The following is a 17987-nucleotide window of genomic DNA, read 5'->3' on the forward strand; positions in this document are numbered from 1 at the left end:
TCATGAGTTGCTCCCACTACGAAGAACGCGTCGAGAAGGTCGAACTGCCGCAACTGAAGGTCAACGGCATGGCCATCGGCGAAGACCTGCTGGCCCGCGAACTGCAATACCACCCGGCGGACAGCTATGCGCTGGCGCTGGAGGCCGCCTGCCGTGCGCTGATCGTCCGCCAGTTGCTCCTGCAACGGGCCGACGCGCTGGGCATCGAGGCCCGCTGCGAAGACGGCGAGACGCCGGAGGAAGCGCGCATCCGCCAATTGCTGGAGGAAGAGGTGCAGGTCCCGGAAGCCGACGAAGACGCCTGCCGGACCTGGTACGCGGCCAATCCGGGGCGCCTGCTCGGCCCCTGGCGCCTGCAATTGCGCCATGTGCTGCTGGCCTGCGCGCCGGACGACCTGGAAGGCCGCGAGACGGCGCGCAAGCAGGCCGCGGAGCTGCTCGACGAGTTGCGCGGGCATCCCGAGCGCTTCGTCGACCTGGCCCGGCGTTTCTCCGCCTGCCCGTCGAAGGAGTCGGGTGGCGACCTTGGCTGGATCGAGCCGGGGCAGACCGTCCCCGAATTCGAGAAGCGCCTGCTGCGCCGCGCGCCCGGGCTGCTCGAGCATCCGCTGGAAAGCCGCTATGGCCTGCATGTGGTGGAACTGCTGGCGCGCGAAGGCGGCGAGCCGCTCGACTTCGACGCGGCCCGCGCACAGATCGCCGCGCACCTGCAAGCGCAGGTGTTGCAGCGAGCGGTGGGACAGTACATCGGCGTGCTGGCGGGAGACGCCTGCATCGAGGGCTTCGCCTTCGAGGGTGCGGATGGGGCGCTGGTGCAATAGCCTTCGGCGCCGATGTTTCCCTCTCCCTCCCGAAGATCAAACGGAGTACCCAGGACATGACCGACTGGATCGATGGCCAAGGCCGACAGATCGACTACCTGCGCCTGTCGGTCACCGACCGTTGCGACTTCCGCTGTGTCTACTGCATGGCCGAGGACATGCGCTTCCTGCCGCGCCAGCAGGTGCTGACCCTGGAGGAGATCGAGCGGGTCGCCCGGCTGTTCGTCGCCGGCGGTGTGCGCAAGCTGCGCCTGACCGGCGGCGAGCCGCTGGTGCGGCCCGGCATCGTCGGCCTGTGCGAGCGCCTGGCGGCACTGCCGGGGTTGCGCGAACTGTGCATGACCAGCAACGGCTCGCAACTGGTGCGCTACGCCCGGCCGTTGTACGACGCCGGCCTGTCGCGTCTCAACATCAGCCTCGATACCCTCGATCCGCTGCGCTTCCGGGCGATCACCCGCAACGGCGAGCTGGACAAGGTGCTGGCCGGCATCGACGCCGCCCAGGCCGCCGGTTTCCGCCGGATCAAGCTGAACGCGGTGGTGATGAAGGGGCGCAACGCCGATGAGGTGCCGGCGCTGGTGGACTTCGCCATCGCCCGCGGCCTGGATATCAGCTTCATCGAGGAGATGCCGCTTGGCCAGGTCGGCCGCGAACGTGGCGAGAGCTTCTGCTCCAGCGACGAAGTACGCGCGCTGATCGCCCAGCGCCACGCCTTGCTCGACAGCGCCGAGCAGAGCGGCGGGCCGGCGCGCTACGTGCGCCTGGTCGAGCATCCGCAGACACGCATCGGCTTCATCTCGCCGCACTCGCACAACTTCTGCGCCACCTGCAACCGCCTGCGCCTGACCGTCGAGGGCCGCCTGCTGCTGTGCCTCGGCCACGAGCATTCGCTCGACCTGCGCGCGCTGCTGCGCCGCCACCCGCTGCACGACGGGCCGTTGCTGGAAGCGATCGGCGAGGCGCTCCAGCGCAAGCCGGCGCGCCATGAATTCAGCGCCGCCGGCGAGGTGCAGGTGCTGCGCTTCATGAACATGAGCGGCGGCTGAGGCGACTCGGGGCGCCTCCAGCGGGCCTTCGCCAGCGGCCAGGGCGAGGCCGCTCTTCTGGTAGGCCAGCAGGGTCTCGTCGCCGGTCTCGCTGCTGTACAGCTCGCCCCCGGAAAACATCACGGCATAACCGTCGCAGGAACTGCGTGCGATCACCTAGCTGCGCCGCGCGTCCGGGTGGCCGGGCATGTCCAGCCCGACCGGGTCCCGTACGTCGCTCAGGCACCCTTCGGTACTCGCGCTCGGCGCCGACCTGGGCGCGCTAGCTGGCGGAGCGCGGCTTGCGACGGGTAGCGAAGCCTCTCAAGGGCGTTGACGAAACGAAAAAATCCCCGCGGCATGAGCGTGACGCGGGGATCCAGGCGTAAATAGAGCCTTAACCGTGATAGCTGAAATGGAGCAAGGGGTGATGTCTGCGTAGCGGAACACCTCGCGGGGTGGCTGTGTATGGCTCAAGACTAAGTCCCGCGGGCCGGCGGGCCTATTCCTCGAAGGAGGTAAGGAGGGGTAGCGGAGGAGGGACAGCGATTGACGGTGTGTACTTTTTGGTCCAGATTGGACGAAAAGTATAAAGGCGGATCACCGTCTATTTCCCGCCCGGGCCGCGGGCGCACCTTCGTCACCCCTGGAGTCGTCCATGATCAAGTCGCTGAACACCAAGAACCTGCTGGGAGGCCTGCTGCTCGGCGTGCTCGCCAGCGGATCCGCCGTCGCCGCCGATGGCAACCTGCGGATCGGCATCGAGGCCGCCTACCCGCCGTTTTCCTTCAAGACCGCCGAAGGCGAACTGGCCGGCTTCGACTACGACATCGGCAACGCGCTGTGCGCGCAGATGCAGGTGAAGTGCCAGTGGATCGAGCAGGAGTACGATGGCCTGATTCCCTCGCTGAAAGTTCGCAAGATAGACGCCGCGCTGTCCTCCATCACCATCACCGAGGAGCGCCGGCGCTCGGTGGACTTCACCCACAAGTACTACTTCACGCCGGGCCGCCTGGTGATGAAGGAAGGCGCCCAGATCGACGACAGCTTCAGCCAGTTGGCCGGCAAGCGCATCGGCGTGCAGCGCGGCGCTACCGCCGACCGCTTCGCCAGTGCGGTGCTGGCCAAGGCCGGTGCCGAAGTGGTGCGCTACACCAGCCAGGACGAGATCTACCTGGACCTGGTGGCCGGCCGCCTCGACGCCACCTTCGCCGACTCCATCCCGTTGCAGACCGGCTTCCTCGATACCCCGCGCGGCAAGGGCTACGCCTTCGTCGGGCCGGAGTTCAAGGACCCGAAATACTTCGGCGAGGGCGCCGGGATCGCGGTGCGCAAGGGGGACGCCGAGCTGGTCGGCAAGCTCAACGCGGCGATCGACGCGATTCGTGCCGACGGGACCTACAAGCGCATCGAGGGCAAGTACTTCAAGAGCGACATCTACGGCGACTGACCGCTCGCCGGCGGCGGCTGCCGTCAGTCGCCGCCTTCCTTCAGCTCCTTGAGGTGCTTGTAGACCGTCGCACGGCCCATGTTCAGCACGTTGGCCACATAGTTGGCGGCGCTCTTGCCCTTGAACGCGCCCTCGGCGTGCAGGGCCAGGACCAGTTCGCGCTTGTGCTCGCGGGTCAGCAGGTTCAAGCCGAGCTGGCGTTGCCGCAGCCAGCCGTGCAGGAAGGTGTTGATGCGCTCCTGCCAGTCGTCGCGGAACAGCGCGTCCGGTTGCGGGATCAGCTTGCTCGGCGAGAGGAACAGGTCGAGTGCCGCCTTGGCGCTCTCGAACAGGCTGATGTTCAGGTTGATGCACAGCACCGCCAGCGGCTGGCCGGCGGAGTCGCGCAGCACGGTGCTGACCGAGCGGATCTTCTGCCCGTCCCAGTTGAGCTTCTCGTAGGGACCGATGTTGCGCTCGTCGCTATCGCCTTCGAGCATGTCTTCCAGCGCCGAGTCGTCGCCGACCTCGCGCTTGGACAGGTTGTTGGCGATGTAGTCGACCCGCTGGCTGCGCAGGTCGTGCAGGACCACTTCGGCGTGGGGGAAGAACAGGGTGGCGATGCCGTCGGCGATCGCCCGGTAGTTCTCCAGGCTGGGGTCTTGGCTCGGGCTCATGCGCAGGAACTCTCGTGGGACGACGGGCGAGGCGAGTGTGCCGCAAACCCGCCGCCGGGTCATCAGGGGGACAGGCGGCGCGGCGACAGCATCGCCTCGTCCAGGCCGTGCTCGCGCAGGTGCGCCGGCAGCGGCTGGTGGCGGATCAGCGCGGCGCTGGCCTCGCCCATCGCCGCCGAGGTCTGGATACCGTAGCCGCCCTGGGCGGCGACCCAGAAGAAGCCTTCCGCATCGGCGGCGTAGCCGGCCACCAGGTCGCCGTCGGCGACGAACGAGCGCAGCCCTGCCCAGGTGTGTTCCGGGCGGCGAATGGTGAGGATGGTGGCTTCTTCGATCAGGTACATGCCGGTGGCGATGTCCAGTTGCTCGGGCTGCACGTCGTGGGCTTCGACCGGATCGGCGTTGGCCGGCGAGCCGAGCAACATGCCGGCGTCCGGCTTCAGGTAGAAGGATTCGTCGAGGCTGACCAGCATCGGCCAGTCGTGGCAGTCGATGCCCGGCGGCGGGGCGAAGATGAAGGCCGAGCGGCGCTTGGGCTGCAGGCCCAGCGGGCGGACGCCGGCCAGCCCGGCGATGGCGTCGCACCAGGCGCCTGCGGCGTTGACCAGCACCGCCGCGCGGTAGCTGCCGGCGTCGCAGCGGACTTCCCAGGCGCCGTCGACCCGGCGGATCTCCAGCGCTTCGTGGTTGCACAGGACCTGCCCCTGGTTGCGGCGGATGCCGCGCAGGTAGCCCTGGTGCAGGGCGTCGGTATCGATGTCGGCGCCGGTGGGGTCGTAGGTGGCGCCGAAGACCTTGTCGCGACGCAGCACCGGCACGATCGAGCAGGCCTGTTCCGCGTCCAGCAGGCGCATCTGCGGCACCAGCGCCTTGCCGCTTTCGTATTGGCGGCGGAGTTCTTCCGGATCGTCGCTGAAGTCGACCACCATTTCCGGACGCGGGCTGAGCAGCGGATGCTCGCAGAAGCCGGCCGGCGGGTTGTCGAAGAAGGCCCGGCTGGCGGCGGTGAGCGCGCGCACCTGGGGTGTGCCGTAGGCCACCGTGTAGTGCGCGGCGGAGCGGCCGGTGGAGTGGTAGCCGGGCTGCGCCTCGCGCTCCAGCACCACGACCCGGCCGTGGGCCGACAGCCAGTAGCCGGTGGATGCGCCGGCGATGCCGGCACCGATGACGAGGTAATCCGCTTCGATCATGCTGCTCTCCTGCATCGCGCGATCAGCCTGCCTGGCGCAGGCGGTAGAGGGCGTTGGCCAGGGCTACGTCTTCCAGGCCCAGGCCGATCGAGCGGAAGAACGCCGGGCGCCGGTATTCCGGACGTGGCGCCTGGCCGCTGAGCAGTTCGGCGAGGTCGCCGCGGATCGCCTCGGGGCTCCAGCCATGCTGTTCGGCGGCGATCAGCATCTCGCCGGCGGAGCCTGGGGTGGTGTGCCGGTAGTCGCAATAGACGTCCATGGCCGCCAGGCTTTCCGCCGGTACCTCATGGGCGCGGGGCGCGTTGGTGCTGATCGAGGTGACCAGCGCCGGGCGCTTGAGTTGGCGCGGGTCGATCACCGCTCGGGCCGAGGAGGTGCAGAGCAGGATCACATCGGCTTCGTCCAGCGCTTCCTCCAGGCTGCCTGCGGCTTCGGCGCGCGGGTCGATGGCGCGGAGGCTTTGCAGGCGGCGCTCGTCCAGGCTCGGCGAATGGACTCGCACGCCCTGCCAGTCACGCAGGCCCTTCACGTATTGCAGGTGGGCATGGGCCACCGGTCCGCTGCCGATCAGCGCCAGGCGGCCGGCCTCGGCCGGAGCCAGGGCATCCACCGCCACCGCGGTGGTGGCGGCGGTGCGCGCGGTGGTCAGCCGGGCGGCATCGCAGAGCAGCAAGGGCTGGCCGGTCTGCATCGACATCAGCAGGGTCCAGGCGGTGACCAACGGGCCCTGTTCGCGAACGATGTAGGGCGAAGTCTTGACTCCGTAGACCTGTTCCTGGGCGAGCACGCCGAGGTAGTTGATGAAGTCGCCGCGACCGGCGGGGAACTCCACCAGTTGCTGGGCCGGCTGGAGCGCCTGGCCGGCGGCCAGGTCGAGGAACAGCTGGCGCATGGCCTGGAGGACGTCGATACGGGCGAGCAGTTGCTCGGCTTCGGCCTGCTGGACGATCAGGGGAGTGGCGGCGCTCATGCGATCTCCGGAATGGATGTAAACAATTTGTCCATTCTGGACTTTAAGGTATTGCCGGGCAAGCGCCGACCCGCCTCGATGACCGACGGCGGCACCTGCGTGTCGCAGAAACGAAAAAGGCGAAGCCGGATGGCTTCGCCTTTTTTCTCCACGCCTGCGTTCAGTGCTTGCGCGGTACCGGCTTGAGCAGTTCGGCCGGCGGCATCTCGCAGGTGATCTTGCGGCCCAGCAGTTCTTCGATCGGCGGCAGGGCGAAGGCATCGTCCTCGCCGGCGAAGCTGATCGAGGTGCCCGAGGCGCCGGCGCGGCCGGTACGACCGATACGGTGCACGTAGTCGTCCGGGTCTTCCGGCAGGGTGAAGTTGATCACATGGCTGATGCCGTCGATGTGGATGCCGCGGCCGGCCACGTCGGTTGCCACCAGGACGCGGATCTTGCCTTCGCGGAAGCCTTCCAGGGTGCGGATGCGCTTGTGCTGCGGCACGTCGCCGGACATCTGGGCGGCGCTGATGCCGTCCTTGGTCAGGCGTTCCTCGATGCGGCGGACTTCGTCCTTGCGGTTGGCGAAGACCATCACCCGTTCCCAGTTGTTCTGCGCCACCAGGTTGTACAGCAGCTTGTACTTGTCGCTGCCGGCCACGGCGTAGACATGCTGCTCGACGGTGTCGCTGGCGACGTTCTCCGGCTCGATCTCGACGATCGCCGGATCGACGGTCCACTGCTTGGCGAGGTTCATCACGTCGTCGGTGAAGGTCGCCGAGAACAGCAGGGTCTGGCGTTCGCCCTTGTGCGGGGTCTGCCGGATGATCTGCCGGACCTGCGGGATGAAGCCCATGTCGAGCATGCGGTCGGCTTCGTCGAGGACCATCACCTCGACCATGTCCAGGTGCACCTCGCCGCGCTGGTTGAAGTCCAGCAGACGGCCTGGGGTGGCTACCAGGATGTCGCAGAAGCGCGCTTCCAGCTGCTTGAGTTGCTTGTCGAAGTCCATGCCGCCGACGAAGGTCATCACGTTCAGCCCGGTGTACTTGGTCAGCGCCGCGGCGTCCTTGGCGATCTGTACCACCAGTTCGCGGGTCGGGGCGATGATCAGCGCGCGCGGCTCGCCCATGTAGCGCTCTTTCGGCGGCGGGGTCTGCAGCAATTGGGTGATGATCGAGATGAGGAACGCGGCGGTCTTGCCGGTGCCGGTCTGTGCGCGGCCGATGGCGTCCTGGCCGCGCAGGGTGAAGCCCAGTACCTGCGCCTGGATCGGGGTGCAGTAGGGGAAGCCGAGGTCATGGATGGCGTGCATCAGGCTCGGGGCGAGGTTGAAGTCGTGGAAGCGGGTCTTGCCTTCCTGCGGTTCGACCACGAAGTCTTCCAGCTTCCAGTTGTCCACCGGCTTCGGCTTGCGTTCGCGGCGCGGCTTGTCGCTGCGCGGCTTGGCGTCCCGGCCTTCTTTGGCGGCGGGTTTGGCGGGCTTTTCGCCTTTCTCGGCCTTTTCAGCGGCGCGCGGGGCGCCGGACTCGTTGTCGGCGCGCGGGGGGCGCGGTTTGCGTGGGCGTTTCTCGGTCGGCTTTTCGCCGGTGGGGGCGGTACCTTTCGCGGTAGCGCCGGCAGGGCCTTGCGGGACCGGGGAGGAACCGCTCTGCGGCTGGGTTCCGTCGGCCTTGCCGAAGATTTTCTTGAGTGCTTTGAGCACGGCGATCTCGTAGTGGTTAAGGAATGAACGGGCGCCAGTGTAAAGCATGTTGCCAGCGGGGAGAAATCCATGCTTGGCCGGCGCCCTCCAGCCCTGGCCGGACGGGGCCTGGAGGGGGCTGCGCGAAGCTCCCGGGGCAGCCTTCGGGAGGACTCGTGCGCGCGACCGGTGGCGCGCTACAAAAAGACAACGGTAGGGCGACGACGGGGGTGGCATCTTCGGGACGGTGCCGGAGCGATCCGGCGAGTGTCCGCCCACTCACCAACGGAAGAACAAGAAAACCATGAATCCGTCCCCATCGATCGCCGGGCTGAGCGATATCGAAGCCCTGGAACGCGTGCCGCTGGAACAGCGTGACCTGCCGTCCAGCACCTACGAACTGTTGCAACGCTCGGCCCAGCGCCACGGCCAGCGTATCGCCCTGAGCTGCCTGCTGCATGGCAGCGCCGCCGAAGAACCGCTGCGGATCAGCTATGCCGAGCTGTTCGCCCGCGTCACCCAGACCGCCAACGCCTTGCACCGGCTGGGCCTGGAAAGCCACCAGGCGGTGTCCTTCCTGCTGCCCAACCTGCCGCAGACCCACTACGTGATCTGGGGCGGCGAGGCTGCCGGGATCGTCAATGCGATCAACCCGCTGCTGGAGCCGGAGCACATCGCCGAGCTGATCCGCGCCTCCAACACCCGGGTGCTGGTGACCCTGGCGCCGTTCCCCGGCACCGACCTGTGGCAGAAGGTCGCCGGCCTGCGCGCGCAGCTGCCGGAGCTGTACGCGATCGTCGTGGTCGATCCGGCCAACCTGTTGCCGGCGCCGCAGCGCGAGGCGCTCAAGGCCCAGCGCGGGCCGCTGCCGGAGGGCGTGCTGGACTTCGATACGCTGATCGCCGACTGCCCGGCAGACCGCCTGGAGAGCGGACGGGCGATCCATCCGGACGACGTCGCTTCCTATTTCCACACCGGCGGCACCACCGGCACGCCGAAGCTGGCGCCGCACAGCCACTTCAACGAGGTGGCGATGGCCGAGATCATGGGCCTGAACGCCGACTACGGGGTGGACGACGTGCTGCTCTGCGGCCTGCCGCTGTTCCACGTCAACGGCGTGATGGTTACCGGCCTGGCGCCCTTCCATCGCGGCGCCCAGGTGCTCCTGGCCGGGCCCCAGGGCTACCGCAATCCGACCCTGATCCAGGACTTCTGGAAGCTGGTGGAACGCTACCGGGTCACCAGCTTCAGTGGCGTGCCGACCATCTACGCGGCGTTGCTGCAGGTCCCCAGCGATGGCCGCGACCTGTCCAGCCTGCGTTTCGCCCTGTGCGGCGCGGCGCCGATGCCGGTGGAGCTGATCCGCCAGTTCGAGGCGCGTACCGGGCTCAAGGTGATCGAGGGCTACGGCCTCACCGAAGGTACCTGCGGCACCAGTTGCAACCCGCGTGGCGGCGAGCGCCGGCCGGGTTCGATCGGCCTGCGCCTGCCGTACTGCCAGGTGAAGGTCGCGGTGCTCGACGGCGAGGGCAATTACCTGCGCGATGCCGCGCCGAACGAGGTGGGCAACCTCTGCCTGAAGGGCCCGACGGTGTTCAAGGGCTACCTGCAACAGGACCGGAACCGCGATATCTGGATCGGCGATGGCTGGTTCAATACCGGCGACCTCGGTCGTATCGACGAGGACGGCTACATCTGGCTCACCGGGCGCAGCAAGGACCTGATCATTCGCGGTGGCCACAACATCGACCCACAGATGATCGAAGAAGCGCTGCACCGGCATCCGGCCGTGGCCCTGGCGGCGGCGGTGGGCAAGCCGGACGCCAAGGCCGGCGAGCTGCCGGTGGCGTATATCCAGCTCAAGCCCGGCGCCAGCGCCAGCGAGGAAGAGCTGCTGGAGCACGCCAGCCGCCACGTACCGGAGCGCGCGGCGGTGCCCAAGGATATCTGGCTGATCGAGAGCATGCCGGTCACCGCGGTGGGCAAGACCTTCAAGCCGGCGCTGCGCCTGGACGCGATCCGCCGGGTGCTGGAGGAGGAAAGCCGGAGGATCGCCGAGGATATCCGCGTGGAGGTGGTCGCCGACGAGCGCCACGGCCAGCTCGCCCACCTGCACGTTCCCGCGCTTGACGAAAGACGCCAGGCGGCGCTGGAAGAGCTGCTCGGCGGCTACGCGCTGAACTACCGGCTGCACGCCGTCTGAGAGAAGCTCCGGGCGTCAGAGGCGCTTGCGCAGCCAGGCGCCGATGTCGTGGATTTCCTCCAGGGACACCTCGTGGCCCATCGGGTAGTCATGCCAGCCCACCTCCACGCCCTGCGCCTGCAAGGCGTCATGGGCCGCGCGGCCAAGCGCCGGGTCGACCACGTCGTCCTGGCTGCCGTGCAGGTGCAGGACCGGAATCCGCTTGTGGCGCTCGTCCAGCGCCAGGTCGTCGAAGGTCGGCGCGTAGGTGGATAGCGCCAGCACCCCGCCGAGCGGCTGGGCGTAGCGGCGGAAGGCGGTATGCAGGACCACCGCGCCGCCCTGCGAGAAACCGGCGAGGATGATCCGCTCGGCGGCGATGCCCTTGGCGCGCTGTTCATCGATGAGAGCGATGACCTGGTCGGCGGAGGCGTTCAACTGGTCTTCGTCGATGGCCCGCGCCGGACTGAAGGCAAGGATGTCGTACCAGCTCGGCATGACCCAGCCGCCATTGACCGTCACCGCCTGGCTCGGCGCCTGGGGGAGGATGAAGCGGGTGCTCGGCAGGACCATCTGCAGGGCTTCGGCCACCGGTTTGAAGTCGGTACGGTCGGCGCCCAGGCCGTGCAGCCAGATGATACAGGCGTCGGCATTCGGGGCATCGAGGATCAGGGGTTCGCTCATGACGGCTCCAGGCAGGGGGCATATGCGTTCGGAATGGGAGGACCATTCGACAACAGGCGCTTTCCCGCTCGCAAGTCGGCCAGATTGTCGCAGATCATGCATTCGCCAATTTCCCGCGGATGCGCTTTGCTAAGGGAAGTGCGCCGGGTACGCCGTTCGTCGCCCGCCGCGGTCGCGCCGCCGGCTGCCTCTGCCGGTGCCGCGGCGCTTGCGGTTACAGTGCGGCGACCGGCCCGGGAAGCGACCGGCGCGGGGCCGGCGGTTCACCCAGGGGCGGCGAAGGGAGTGGCGAACAGATGACAATAATGAAAGGTACCTGGCTGCTGCTGGCCGCTGTCTGCCTCGGCGCCAGCGCCACGGCCGAGGCCGGTGCGACGCTGGATGCGGTGAAGCGCAAGGGCTACGTGCAGTGCGGCGTCAGCGACGGCCTGCCGGGGTTCTCCTACGCCGACGCCAAGGGCCGTTTCAAGGGGCTCGACGTCGACATCTGCCGGGCGCTGGCCGCCGCGCTGTTCGGCGATGCCGAGAAGGTGCGCTTCACCCCGCTGTCCGCCACCGAGCGGTTTTCGGCGTTGCAGTCCGGCACGGTCGATCTGCTGTCGCGCAACACCTCATGGACCAGCTCGCGGGATACCGCGCTGGGCATCCACTTCACCGGCGTCACCTATTTCGACGGCCAGGGCTTCCTGGTCAATCGCAAGCTCGGCGTGTCCAGCGCCCGCGAACTGAAGGACGCGACGGTGTGCATCCAGTCCGGCACCACCAACGAGCTGAACGTGGCGGACTACTTCCGGGCGCACGGCATCCGCTACAAGGCGGTGCTCGACGACAGCTACGAGAAGAGCGCCCGTGCACTGGAGGCGGGGCAGTGCGACGTGCTCAGCTCCGACCAGTCGCAGCTCTACGCCCAGCGCCTGAAGCTGGCCAAGCCGGAGCAGTACGTGGTGCTGCCGGAAGTGATCTCCAAGGAGCCGCTCGGCCCGGCCGTGCGGCAGGGCGACGAAGCCTGGTTCAACATCGTCCGCTGGACCCTGTACGGCCTGCTCAACGCGGAGGAGCTGGGGGTCACCTCGAGCAACGTCGAGCGCCAGGCCAGGGACAGCCGCAACCCGGACGTCGCCCGCCTGCTCGGCAGCGAGGGCGACGCCGGCAAGGACTTGCAACTGCCGCGCGACTGGGTGGTGCAGATGGTGCGCCAGGTCGGCAACTATGGCGAGATCTTCGCCCGCAACGTCGGCGACGGCAGCCCGCTGAAGATGCCGCGCGGCCTCAACGCGCAATGGAATCTCGGCGGCCTGCACTATGCGCCGCCGATTCGCTGACCGGCGGGGCTGGCTGAACTCTCGCCAGCACCGACAATCCGATAACAGACAGACGCACCGGTGCCGGTGCACTATAGAGCGACGCGTCATGCCGAACACCGAACAAGAGAAATGCCCGTGAACCTATCGATGACTCCCATCAACAAAGCCAAGGCCTGGGGCGTCCACGCCGTCACCGCCAGTGGCGTGATCCTGGCCTTGCTGGCCCTGCTCGCGCTGGTCGACAACAAACCCCAGGCCTGCCTGCTCTGGCTCGGCCTGGCCCTGCTGGTGGACGGCCTCGACGGCACCCTGGCGCGCAAGTACGAAGTCAAGGAAATGCTGCCGCATTTCGACGGCTCGGTGCTCGACCTGGTGATCGACTACCTGACCTACGTGTTCATCCCGGCCATCTTCATCTACCGCTACATCCCCCTGCCGGAGCATTTCGAGCTGCTGGCGGTGGGCGTGATCCTGGTTTCATCGCTGTTCTGCTTCTGCAACGTCAACATGAAGAGCACCGATAACTACTTCGTCGGCTTCCCGGCCGCCTGGAACGTGGTGGCGGTGTACTTCTACGTGCTCGACCTGCACCCCTGGGTCAACCTCGCCACGGTGCTGGTGCTGGCTGCCCTGACCCTGACCCGGATGAAGTTCCTCCACCCGTTCCGCGTGCGCCAGTTCATGCCGCTGAACATCGCCGTGACTTTCGTCTGGCTGATCAGCAGCGGTCTGCTGATCGTTCAGCAGCCGGCCGACCTGCCGATCCTGCTCGGCCTGTGGTTCGCCGCCTCGGCCTATTTCGTCGGTATCTGCCTCTGGCGCAGCGCCCGCGAGTGGTTCGGCTGAAACGACCCGGCACGACGGCGTTCCCGCCTGGGGACGCCTGGCAAGTCCCTATCATCGCAAGGAACCCCGCATGGCCCACCCCAACGCCGAACTGATCGAGCGCTTCTACCAGGCCTTCCAGCGCCTCGACGGCGAGGCCATGGCGGCCTGCTACGCTCCCCAGGCGACCTTCCACGACCCGGCCTTCGGCGAACTGCGCGGGCGCGAGGTGGGCGACATGTGGCGCCTGCTGACCAGCCGGGCGCGGGACTTCCGCCTGGACTACGCGAACGTCCGCGCCGACGAGAACGAGGGGCGTGCGCAATGGGTGGCCCACTACCTGTTCACCCAGACCGGGCGCAGGGTGGAGAATCGCATCGAGGCCCGTTTCCGCTTCGCCGGCGGTTTGATCGTCGAGCATCGCGACCAGTTCGACCTGTGGCGCTGGAGCCGCCAGGCGCTTGGCGCCAAGGGCCTGCTGCTGGGCTGGGCGCCGCCGGTGCAGCGGGCGATCCGCGGGCAGGCGCGCAAGGGCCTGGCCGCCTACCAGGCTGCCCATCCGGCGGCCGGCTGAGGCTGTCGGTGGCCGAAGCGCGGATAATCTCCTAAGCTCGCCGCGGACAACCCGCAGGACGCCGCGATGATCACGCTCTTCCAGTTTCCCGCCGCATTCAACGTACCCAATGCCAGTCCCTACTGCCTGAAACTGGAAACCTGGTTGCGCCTGGCCGGCCTGGAGTATCAGGTGAAGGTCGTCAGCGACCCGCGCAAGGCGCCCAAGGGCAAGCTGCCCTACGTGCGTATCGAGGGCGAGGCGATCGGTGACAGCGAGATCGTCATCCGTACCCTCGGCGAGCGCTACGGGGTCACTCTCGACGCCGGCCTGGATGCCCGGGGCAAGGGCTGGGCACGGGCGATCACGCGCCTGTGCGACGAACACCTGTACTACCTGATGCTGTATTTCCGCTGGTTCGATGAGGACAGCTGGCGCGTGCTCAAGCCGGTATTCTTCGGCTCGCTGCCATTCGGCGTGCGCGACGCGGTGGCCTGGGCCATGCGCCGCAAGGTCCGCGCTACCCTCAGGGCGCAGGGACTCGGGGTCCACGGCAGGGACGAACTGCTGGCCTTCGCCCGCGACGACCTCGATGCCCTCGACGGCCTGCTTGGCCAGGTCCCGTACTACGGCGGCGAACATCCGTGCAGCGCCGATGCCGCCGCTTACGGTATCCTCGCCAACCTCATCGAGGCGACCCTGGATACCCCACTCAGCCATGTGGCGCGAGGCTATCCGCGCCTGGTGGCGTATTGCGAGCGGATGCGGGAGCGGGTCTGGAGTGAGTGAGGCGACGGCCGCCACGGCGGCGATCGGGAAGTGTTGGTCGGTCTACCTGGTGAGGGCGGAAAACGGCGCGTTGTACTGCGGCATCAGCGACGATCCGCTGCGCCGCTTCGACACTCATTGCAGCGGCAAGGGCGCGCGGTTCTTCCATTCCAGCCCCGCCCGCGCGCTGGTCTACGTCGAGGCCTGCGCCAGCAAGGGCGACGCCCTGCGCCGCGAGCGGGCGATCAAGGCCCTGAGCAAGCGCGCCAAGGAGCGCCTGTTGGTCGGCGTACCGGTGTTGCGCGAGGTCGGCGAGCCGGCAATCTAGGACGTTCATCTGCGGTCATGGGGTATTCGTGGGTTACCTGAAGAATCATTGGTGGAAACGCTGGATCCGCCGCCGCGGCTGCAAGCTGGCCGGCGGCCCGGCCAGTGTCGGCAAGCGCACCACGCTGGTGCTCGAGGAGCGGGTCGAACTCGGCCACCTGCGCATCGTCCCGCCGAGGCTGGAGATCGGCGCCTACAGCTATGTGCGCAGCGGCACCGACCTGTCCCTGGTGGCGTCCATCGGGCGTTTCTGCTCGATCGGCTCGGACTGCTTCATCGGCCAGGAAAAACACACCCATCCCAGCGACTGGGTGAGCAGCCACCCCTTCCAGCACACCGGCACCGCGCTGCGCTACGAGCCGGCGCTGAGCTACGCGGAAATCGGCCACGACGTCTGGATCGGGCACAGCGCGATGGTGATGGAAGGGGTCAAGGTCGGGACTGGGGCGATCATCGCCACGCGCGCCGTGGTCACTCGCGACGTGCCGCCCTATGCCATCGTCGCCGGGACTCCGGCGCAGGTGATCCGCTACCGGCATCCGCCGGAGATCATCGAGGGCCTGCTCGCCTCACGCTGGTGGGAGCTGGATAGCGCCTTCCTCACCGGCCTGCCGCTGGACCGACCCCGGGAGTTCCTCGCCGCCCTGGAGGCGCGCGAGGCGCCGCGTGCGGCGTACCGGCGGATGACCATCACCCGCCAGGGGTGCCGGCTGGATTGAGCGCGCCCATCGCCAGGCCCATCGGGCCAGGCGATGGGGCGCCCTTCATGTCCCGGATTGTCATAGGCGTGTTTTCTCAGCCGCGCTAAGCTGGTGCCTCACATCCGCCCGGAGGCGCCCATGTCAGAGCTGATCCTGCATCACTATCCCACTTCGCCCTTCGCCGAGAAGGCGCGCCTGCTGCTCGGTTTCAAGCAACTGTCCTGGCGTTCGGTGATGATTCCGCCGGTGATGCCCAAGCCGGACCTGGTGGCGCTGACCGGCGGCTATCGGAAGACCCCGGTGTTGCAGGTCGGCGCCGATGTGTATTGCGATACCGCGTTGATCGCCCGTCGCCTGGAGCAGGAAAAGGCGGTTCCGGCGCTGTTTCCCGAAGGCCAGGAGATGGTCGCCGCGAGCTTCGCCCAGTGGGCCGACGCGGTGCTGTTCCAGCACGCGGTAAGCCTGGCGTTCGCCCCGGAGTCCATCGCCGTGCGTTTCGGCAAGCTGCCGCCGGAATTCCTCAAGGCCTTCATGGCCGATCGCAGCCAGCTATTCAGCGGCGGCAGCGCCGGCCGCCTGCCGCTGGAACAGGCGCGCCACCAGTGGCCGGCATTCATGGCGCGACTGGAGCGCCAGTTGTCGCGCGAGGACGGCGATTTCCTGTTCGGCGAAGCGTCCGTCGCCGACTTCGCCGTGGCGCACTGCCTGTGGTTCCTCAAGGGCACGCCGGTCACCGCGCCGCTGGTCGACGATTACCCGCAGGTGCAGGCCTGGTTGGGACGGGTGCTCGGCTTCGGCCATGGCGCGCCAGCCGAGATGAGTGCGGAGGAAGCCCTGGAGGTGGCTCGCGGCAGCCAGCCCGCGGCATTGCCGGACGAATCCTTCAGCGACCCCAACGGTTTCCTGCCCGGCCAGGCGGTCGCCATCGCCGCCACCGACTACGGTGTCGACGCGGTACAGGGCGAACTGCTCTTCGCCGGCAGCGAGGAACTCATCCTGCGCCGCGAAGACCCGCGGGCGGGTACCGTGCATGTGCATTTCCCGCGCCTGGGCTTTCGCATCGAGGCGCGTTGAGGCATGCCGGCGGAGACCCCGCCGCTGCGGCCGGACGCCGATCCGCCGCAGTGCGCGTTGCCCGAGGCGAGGCCGGACCGCGACGCCGGCACCAAGCTGCGCGCCGCGGTGCTCGGTGCCAACGATGGCCTGGTGTCGAACCTGTGCCTGGTGATGGGCGTGGCGGGTGCGAGCATGGCGCATTCGTCCATCGTCCTCACCGGGATGGCCGGACTGGTGTCCGGGGCCTGTTCGATGGCCCTCGGCGAGTGGCTGTCGGTGACCAACGCCCGCGAGATGGCGAGCAAGCGCATCGCCGAGGAAGAACGCCTGCTCAGGCTCTGCCCGGACACCGAGACCCAGGAACTGATCGATATCTTCACTGCCAAGGGGCTGAGCGAGGTGTCCGCCCGGCGCGTGGCCCTGCAACTGATGAACGACGGTCGTGGCGCGCTGGACACCTTGTCCCGCGAGGCCCTCGGCATCGATCCGACGGAGTTGGGCGGCAACCCGTGGAACGCGGCGGGCACGTCGTTCCTGCTGTTTTCCCTTGGCGCCCTGGTGCCGGTGGCGCCGTTCCTGTTCCTCGACGGTGCCGCGGCGCTGGTCGCAAGCCTGCTGTCCAGCCTGCTTGCGCTGCTGTTCAGCGGCGCGGTCACCGCCCGTTTCACCGGGCGGCCGCTGGCGTTCTCGGCGTTGCGCCAGGTGCTGGTCGGTACCCTTGCCGCGGCCTTCACCTATGGGTTGGGCACCGCGCTCGGCGTGGGCCTGGGCTGAAAGTCCTTCGCCTGCCGGGGACGCCGTTTTACACTGCGACACCCGGCCGGCGTGGCCGGGAACAGGAAAAACCGACCAGGGAGTGGCCATGAACGCCTACGACATCGAAATCGTCAACGACGCCGCGCACGCCGGCGAAGCCAACCACGGCTGGTGCTTCGGCCTGCCGCCGGGCATCCGTCCGGAGCAGTGGCCGCTGGATCCGGACACCGGCTATCCGCTGATGCACGGCTTCACCCTGCTGCTGCCGGAGGACTACCGGGTGCATGGCCCGGAGATCGTCGCGCTGAGCTTCTTCTCCCTCGCCCCGGACCAGAACGACGGTGGACCGACCAGCGTCGACGGCATTCGCGAGATGCTCATCGATCCGCCCGCGCAACCGCCGGCCGACGCGGAACTGCGGCCGTTCTGGGAGGCCGGGCGCAATAGCCATCCGCGTCTGCATCGGATGGAGGACATCCTTGGCGGCGCCTATGCGTTGATCCTGCTCGACGCCGCTGAATTCAGCGGCGCGCCCTGCCAGCCGCCGGCGCTGCCGGCGGGCAACCCGCTGTTGGCGCAGACCGAGCCGCCGCAGTGGCTGGAGGCTGGTTCGGCGGCCAGCTTCGTGCCGGACTGGGCGGAGGACGACTACTACCTGCTGCGCGCCCTCGGTGGCCGCCCGGCGGCCGGCCACCAGCAGCGCTACCCCCTGCGCTGGACGGCGCGGGCGCAAGACCCCAACGCCGGGGTGGTGCCCAGCGAATACGGCGACGGCGGCTACCAGCTGCCGCACTACTGGCTGGACGGCAAGATCGAGCGCGACAACTACCGCGAGCATCCCTGGGTGGAAGGGCACCTGCCGAACCATATCGGCGGCACCATGCGTCCGGTGCAGGGCGTACCGGAGATGAGTCCCTTCTACGTAGAGTTCGAGGAATACCTGGGCGGCTACAACTTCGGCGGCGGCAACGCCCAGCTCGATTTCCGCGACATGCGCTTCGACTGGGCCTGCGGCTGAGGAGGGAAAGGGAGCGCCGGCGGCGCTCCGGGGCGGCG

Annotated in this window: 18 protein-coding genes; 13 read left to right on the plus strand and 5 right to left on the minus strand. The window is 68.1% G+C overall.

Going from position 1 to position 17987, the window contains the following annotated elements:
* Positions 1-2 precede the first annotated feature (2 nt).
* The 3 genes from ACYAF3_RS16905 (at position 3) to ACYAF3_RS16915 (ending at position 3296) form a co-directional block, all read left to right on the plus strand.
* A complete protein-coding gene (locus ACYAF3_RS16905) occupies positions 3-821 on the plus strand; it encodes a peptidylprolyl isomerase (protein WP_003105307.1) in 819 nt (272 codons plus the stop codon).
* Between the two features lie 56 nt (positions 822-877).
* Positions 878-1867, plus strand: coding sequence for a GTP 3',8-cyclase MoaA (gene moaA, locus ACYAF3_RS16910; RefSeq protein ID WP_003092949.1), 990 nt, complete (start codon positions 878-880; stop codon positions 1865-1867).
* 637 nt (positions 1868-2504) lie between these two features.
* Positions 2505-3296 carry an ABC transporter substrate-binding protein gene (locus tag ACYAF3_RS16915; protein ID WP_116349790.1) on the plus strand — a complete coding sequence of 264 codons (792 nt, stop codon included), beginning with the start codon at positions 2505-2507 and terminating at the stop codon, positions 3294-3296.
* Positions 3297-3319: 23 nt separating this feature from the next.
* On the opposite strand, the gene dauR is transcribed toward ACYAF3_RS16915, so the two are convergent.
* The 4 genes from dauR to rhlB all read right to left on the minus strand — a co-directional run bounded on the left by dauR (position 3320) and on the right by rhlB (position 7796).
* On the minus strand, positions 3320-3952 hold the full coding sequence (dauR, locus tag ACYAF3_RS16920) for a transcriptional regulator DauR (protein WP_003113779.1): 633 nt from the start codon (positions 3950-3952) through the stop codon (positions 3320-3322).
* A gap of 62 nt (positions 3953-4014) precedes the next feature.
* Entirely contained in the window at positions 4015-5142 is a 1128-nt protein-coding gene (gene dauA / locus ACYAF3_RS16925) for an FAD-dependent catabolic D-arginine dehydrogenase DauA (RefSeq protein WP_024929076.1), read from the minus strand.
* 22 nt (positions 5143-5164) lie between these two features.
* A complete protein-coding gene (gene dauB / locus ACYAF3_RS16930) occupies positions 5165-6112 on the minus strand; it encodes an NAD(P)H-dependent anabolic L-arginine dehydrogenase DauB (protein WP_003118294.1) in 948 nt (315 codons plus the stop codon).
* 160 nt (positions 6113-6272) lie between these two features.
* Complete coding sequence (gene rhlB, locus ACYAF3_RS16935; RefSeq protein WP_003158777.1) at positions 6273-7796, minus strand: ATP-dependent RNA helicase RhlB; 1524 nt, start codon at positions 7794-7796, stop codon at positions 6273-6275.
* Positions 7797-8079: 283 nt separating this feature from the next.
* Between rhlB and ACYAF3_RS16940 the strand changes: the two genes are divergently transcribed.
* Positions 8080-9978 (plus strand): acyl-CoA synthetase, encoded by a 1899-nt coding sequence (locus ACYAF3_RS16940; RefSeq protein ID WP_015649496.1) that lies wholly within the window; start codon positions 8080-8082, stop codon positions 9976-9978.
* Positions 9979-9993: 15 nt separating this feature from the next.
* On the opposite strand, the gene ACYAF3_RS16945 is transcribed toward ACYAF3_RS16940, so the two are convergent.
* Complete coding sequence (locus ACYAF3_RS16945) at positions 9994-10641, minus strand: alpha/beta hydrolase (protein ID WP_003105021.1); 648 nt, start codon at positions 10639-10641, stop codon at positions 9994-9996.
* A gap of 296 nt (positions 10642-10937) precedes the next feature.
* On the opposite strand from ACYAF3_RS16945, the gene ACYAF3_RS16950 reads away from it, so the two are divergent.
* The 9 genes from ACYAF3_RS16950 to ACYAF3_RS16990 all read left to right on the plus strand — a co-directional run bounded on the left by ACYAF3_RS16950 (position 10938) and on the right by ACYAF3_RS16990 (position 17949).
* A complete protein-coding gene (locus ACYAF3_RS16950; RefSeq protein ID WP_003119272.1) occupies positions 10938-11963 on the plus strand; it encodes an amino acid ABC transporter substrate-binding protein in 1026 nt (341 codons plus the stop codon).
* A 111-nt stretch (positions 11964-12074) separates the two neighbouring features.
* Complete coding sequence (gene pcsA, locus ACYAF3_RS16955) at positions 12075-12791, plus strand: phosphatidylcholine synthase (protein WP_003105024.1); 717 nt, start codon at positions 12075-12077, stop codon at positions 12789-12791.
* 70 nt (positions 12792-12861) lie between these two features.
* Positions 12862-13344 (plus strand): nuclear transport factor 2 family protein, encoded by a 483-nt coding sequence (locus tag ACYAF3_RS16960; protein ID WP_003118297.1) that lies wholly within the window; start codon positions 12862-12864, stop codon positions 13342-13344.
* A gap of 66 nt (positions 13345-13410) precedes the next feature.
* Positions 13411-14112, plus strand: a complete 702-nt coding sequence (locus tag ACYAF3_RS16965; RefSeq protein ID WP_003092922.1) for a glutathione S-transferase C-terminal domain-containing protein — start codon at positions 13411-13413, stop codon at positions 14110-14112.
* Positions 14105-14419 carry a GIY-YIG nuclease family protein gene (locus tag ACYAF3_RS16970; RefSeq protein ID WP_003119275.1) on the plus strand — a complete coding sequence of 105 codons (315 nt, stop codon included), beginning with the start codon at positions 14105-14107 and terminating at the stop codon, positions 14417-14419. The genes ACYAF3_RS16965 and ACYAF3_RS16970 overlap by 8 nt, the downstream gene beginning before the upstream one ends.
* A 28-nt stretch (positions 14420-14447) precedes the next feature.
* Positions 14448-15137 (plus strand): CatB-related O-acetyltransferase, encoded by a 690-nt coding sequence (locus ACYAF3_RS16975; protein WP_003105028.1) that lies wholly within the window; start codon positions 14448-14450, stop codon positions 15135-15137.
* Positions 15138-15257: 120 nt separating this feature from the next.
* Complete coding sequence (locus ACYAF3_RS16980; RefSeq protein WP_003092916.1) at positions 15258-16193, plus strand: glutathione S-transferase family protein; 936 nt, start codon at positions 15258-15260, stop codon at positions 16191-16193.
* Between the two features lie 3 nt (positions 16194-16196).
* Complete coding sequence (locus ACYAF3_RS16985; protein WP_009876987.1) at positions 16197-16949, plus strand: VIT1/CCC1 transporter family protein; 753 nt, start codon at positions 16197-16199, stop codon at positions 16947-16949.
* Positions 16950-17037: 88 nt separating this feature from the next.
* Positions 17038-17949 carry a hypothetical protein gene (locus tag ACYAF3_RS16990; RefSeq protein ID WP_003092910.1) on the plus strand — a complete coding sequence of 304 codons (912 nt, stop codon included), beginning with the start codon at positions 17038-17040 and terminating at the stop codon, positions 17947-17949.
* Positions 17950-17987: the final 38 nt, after the last annotated feature.

The sequence above is a fragment of the Pseudomonas sp. TZ252 genome (genome assembly GCF_056110345.1).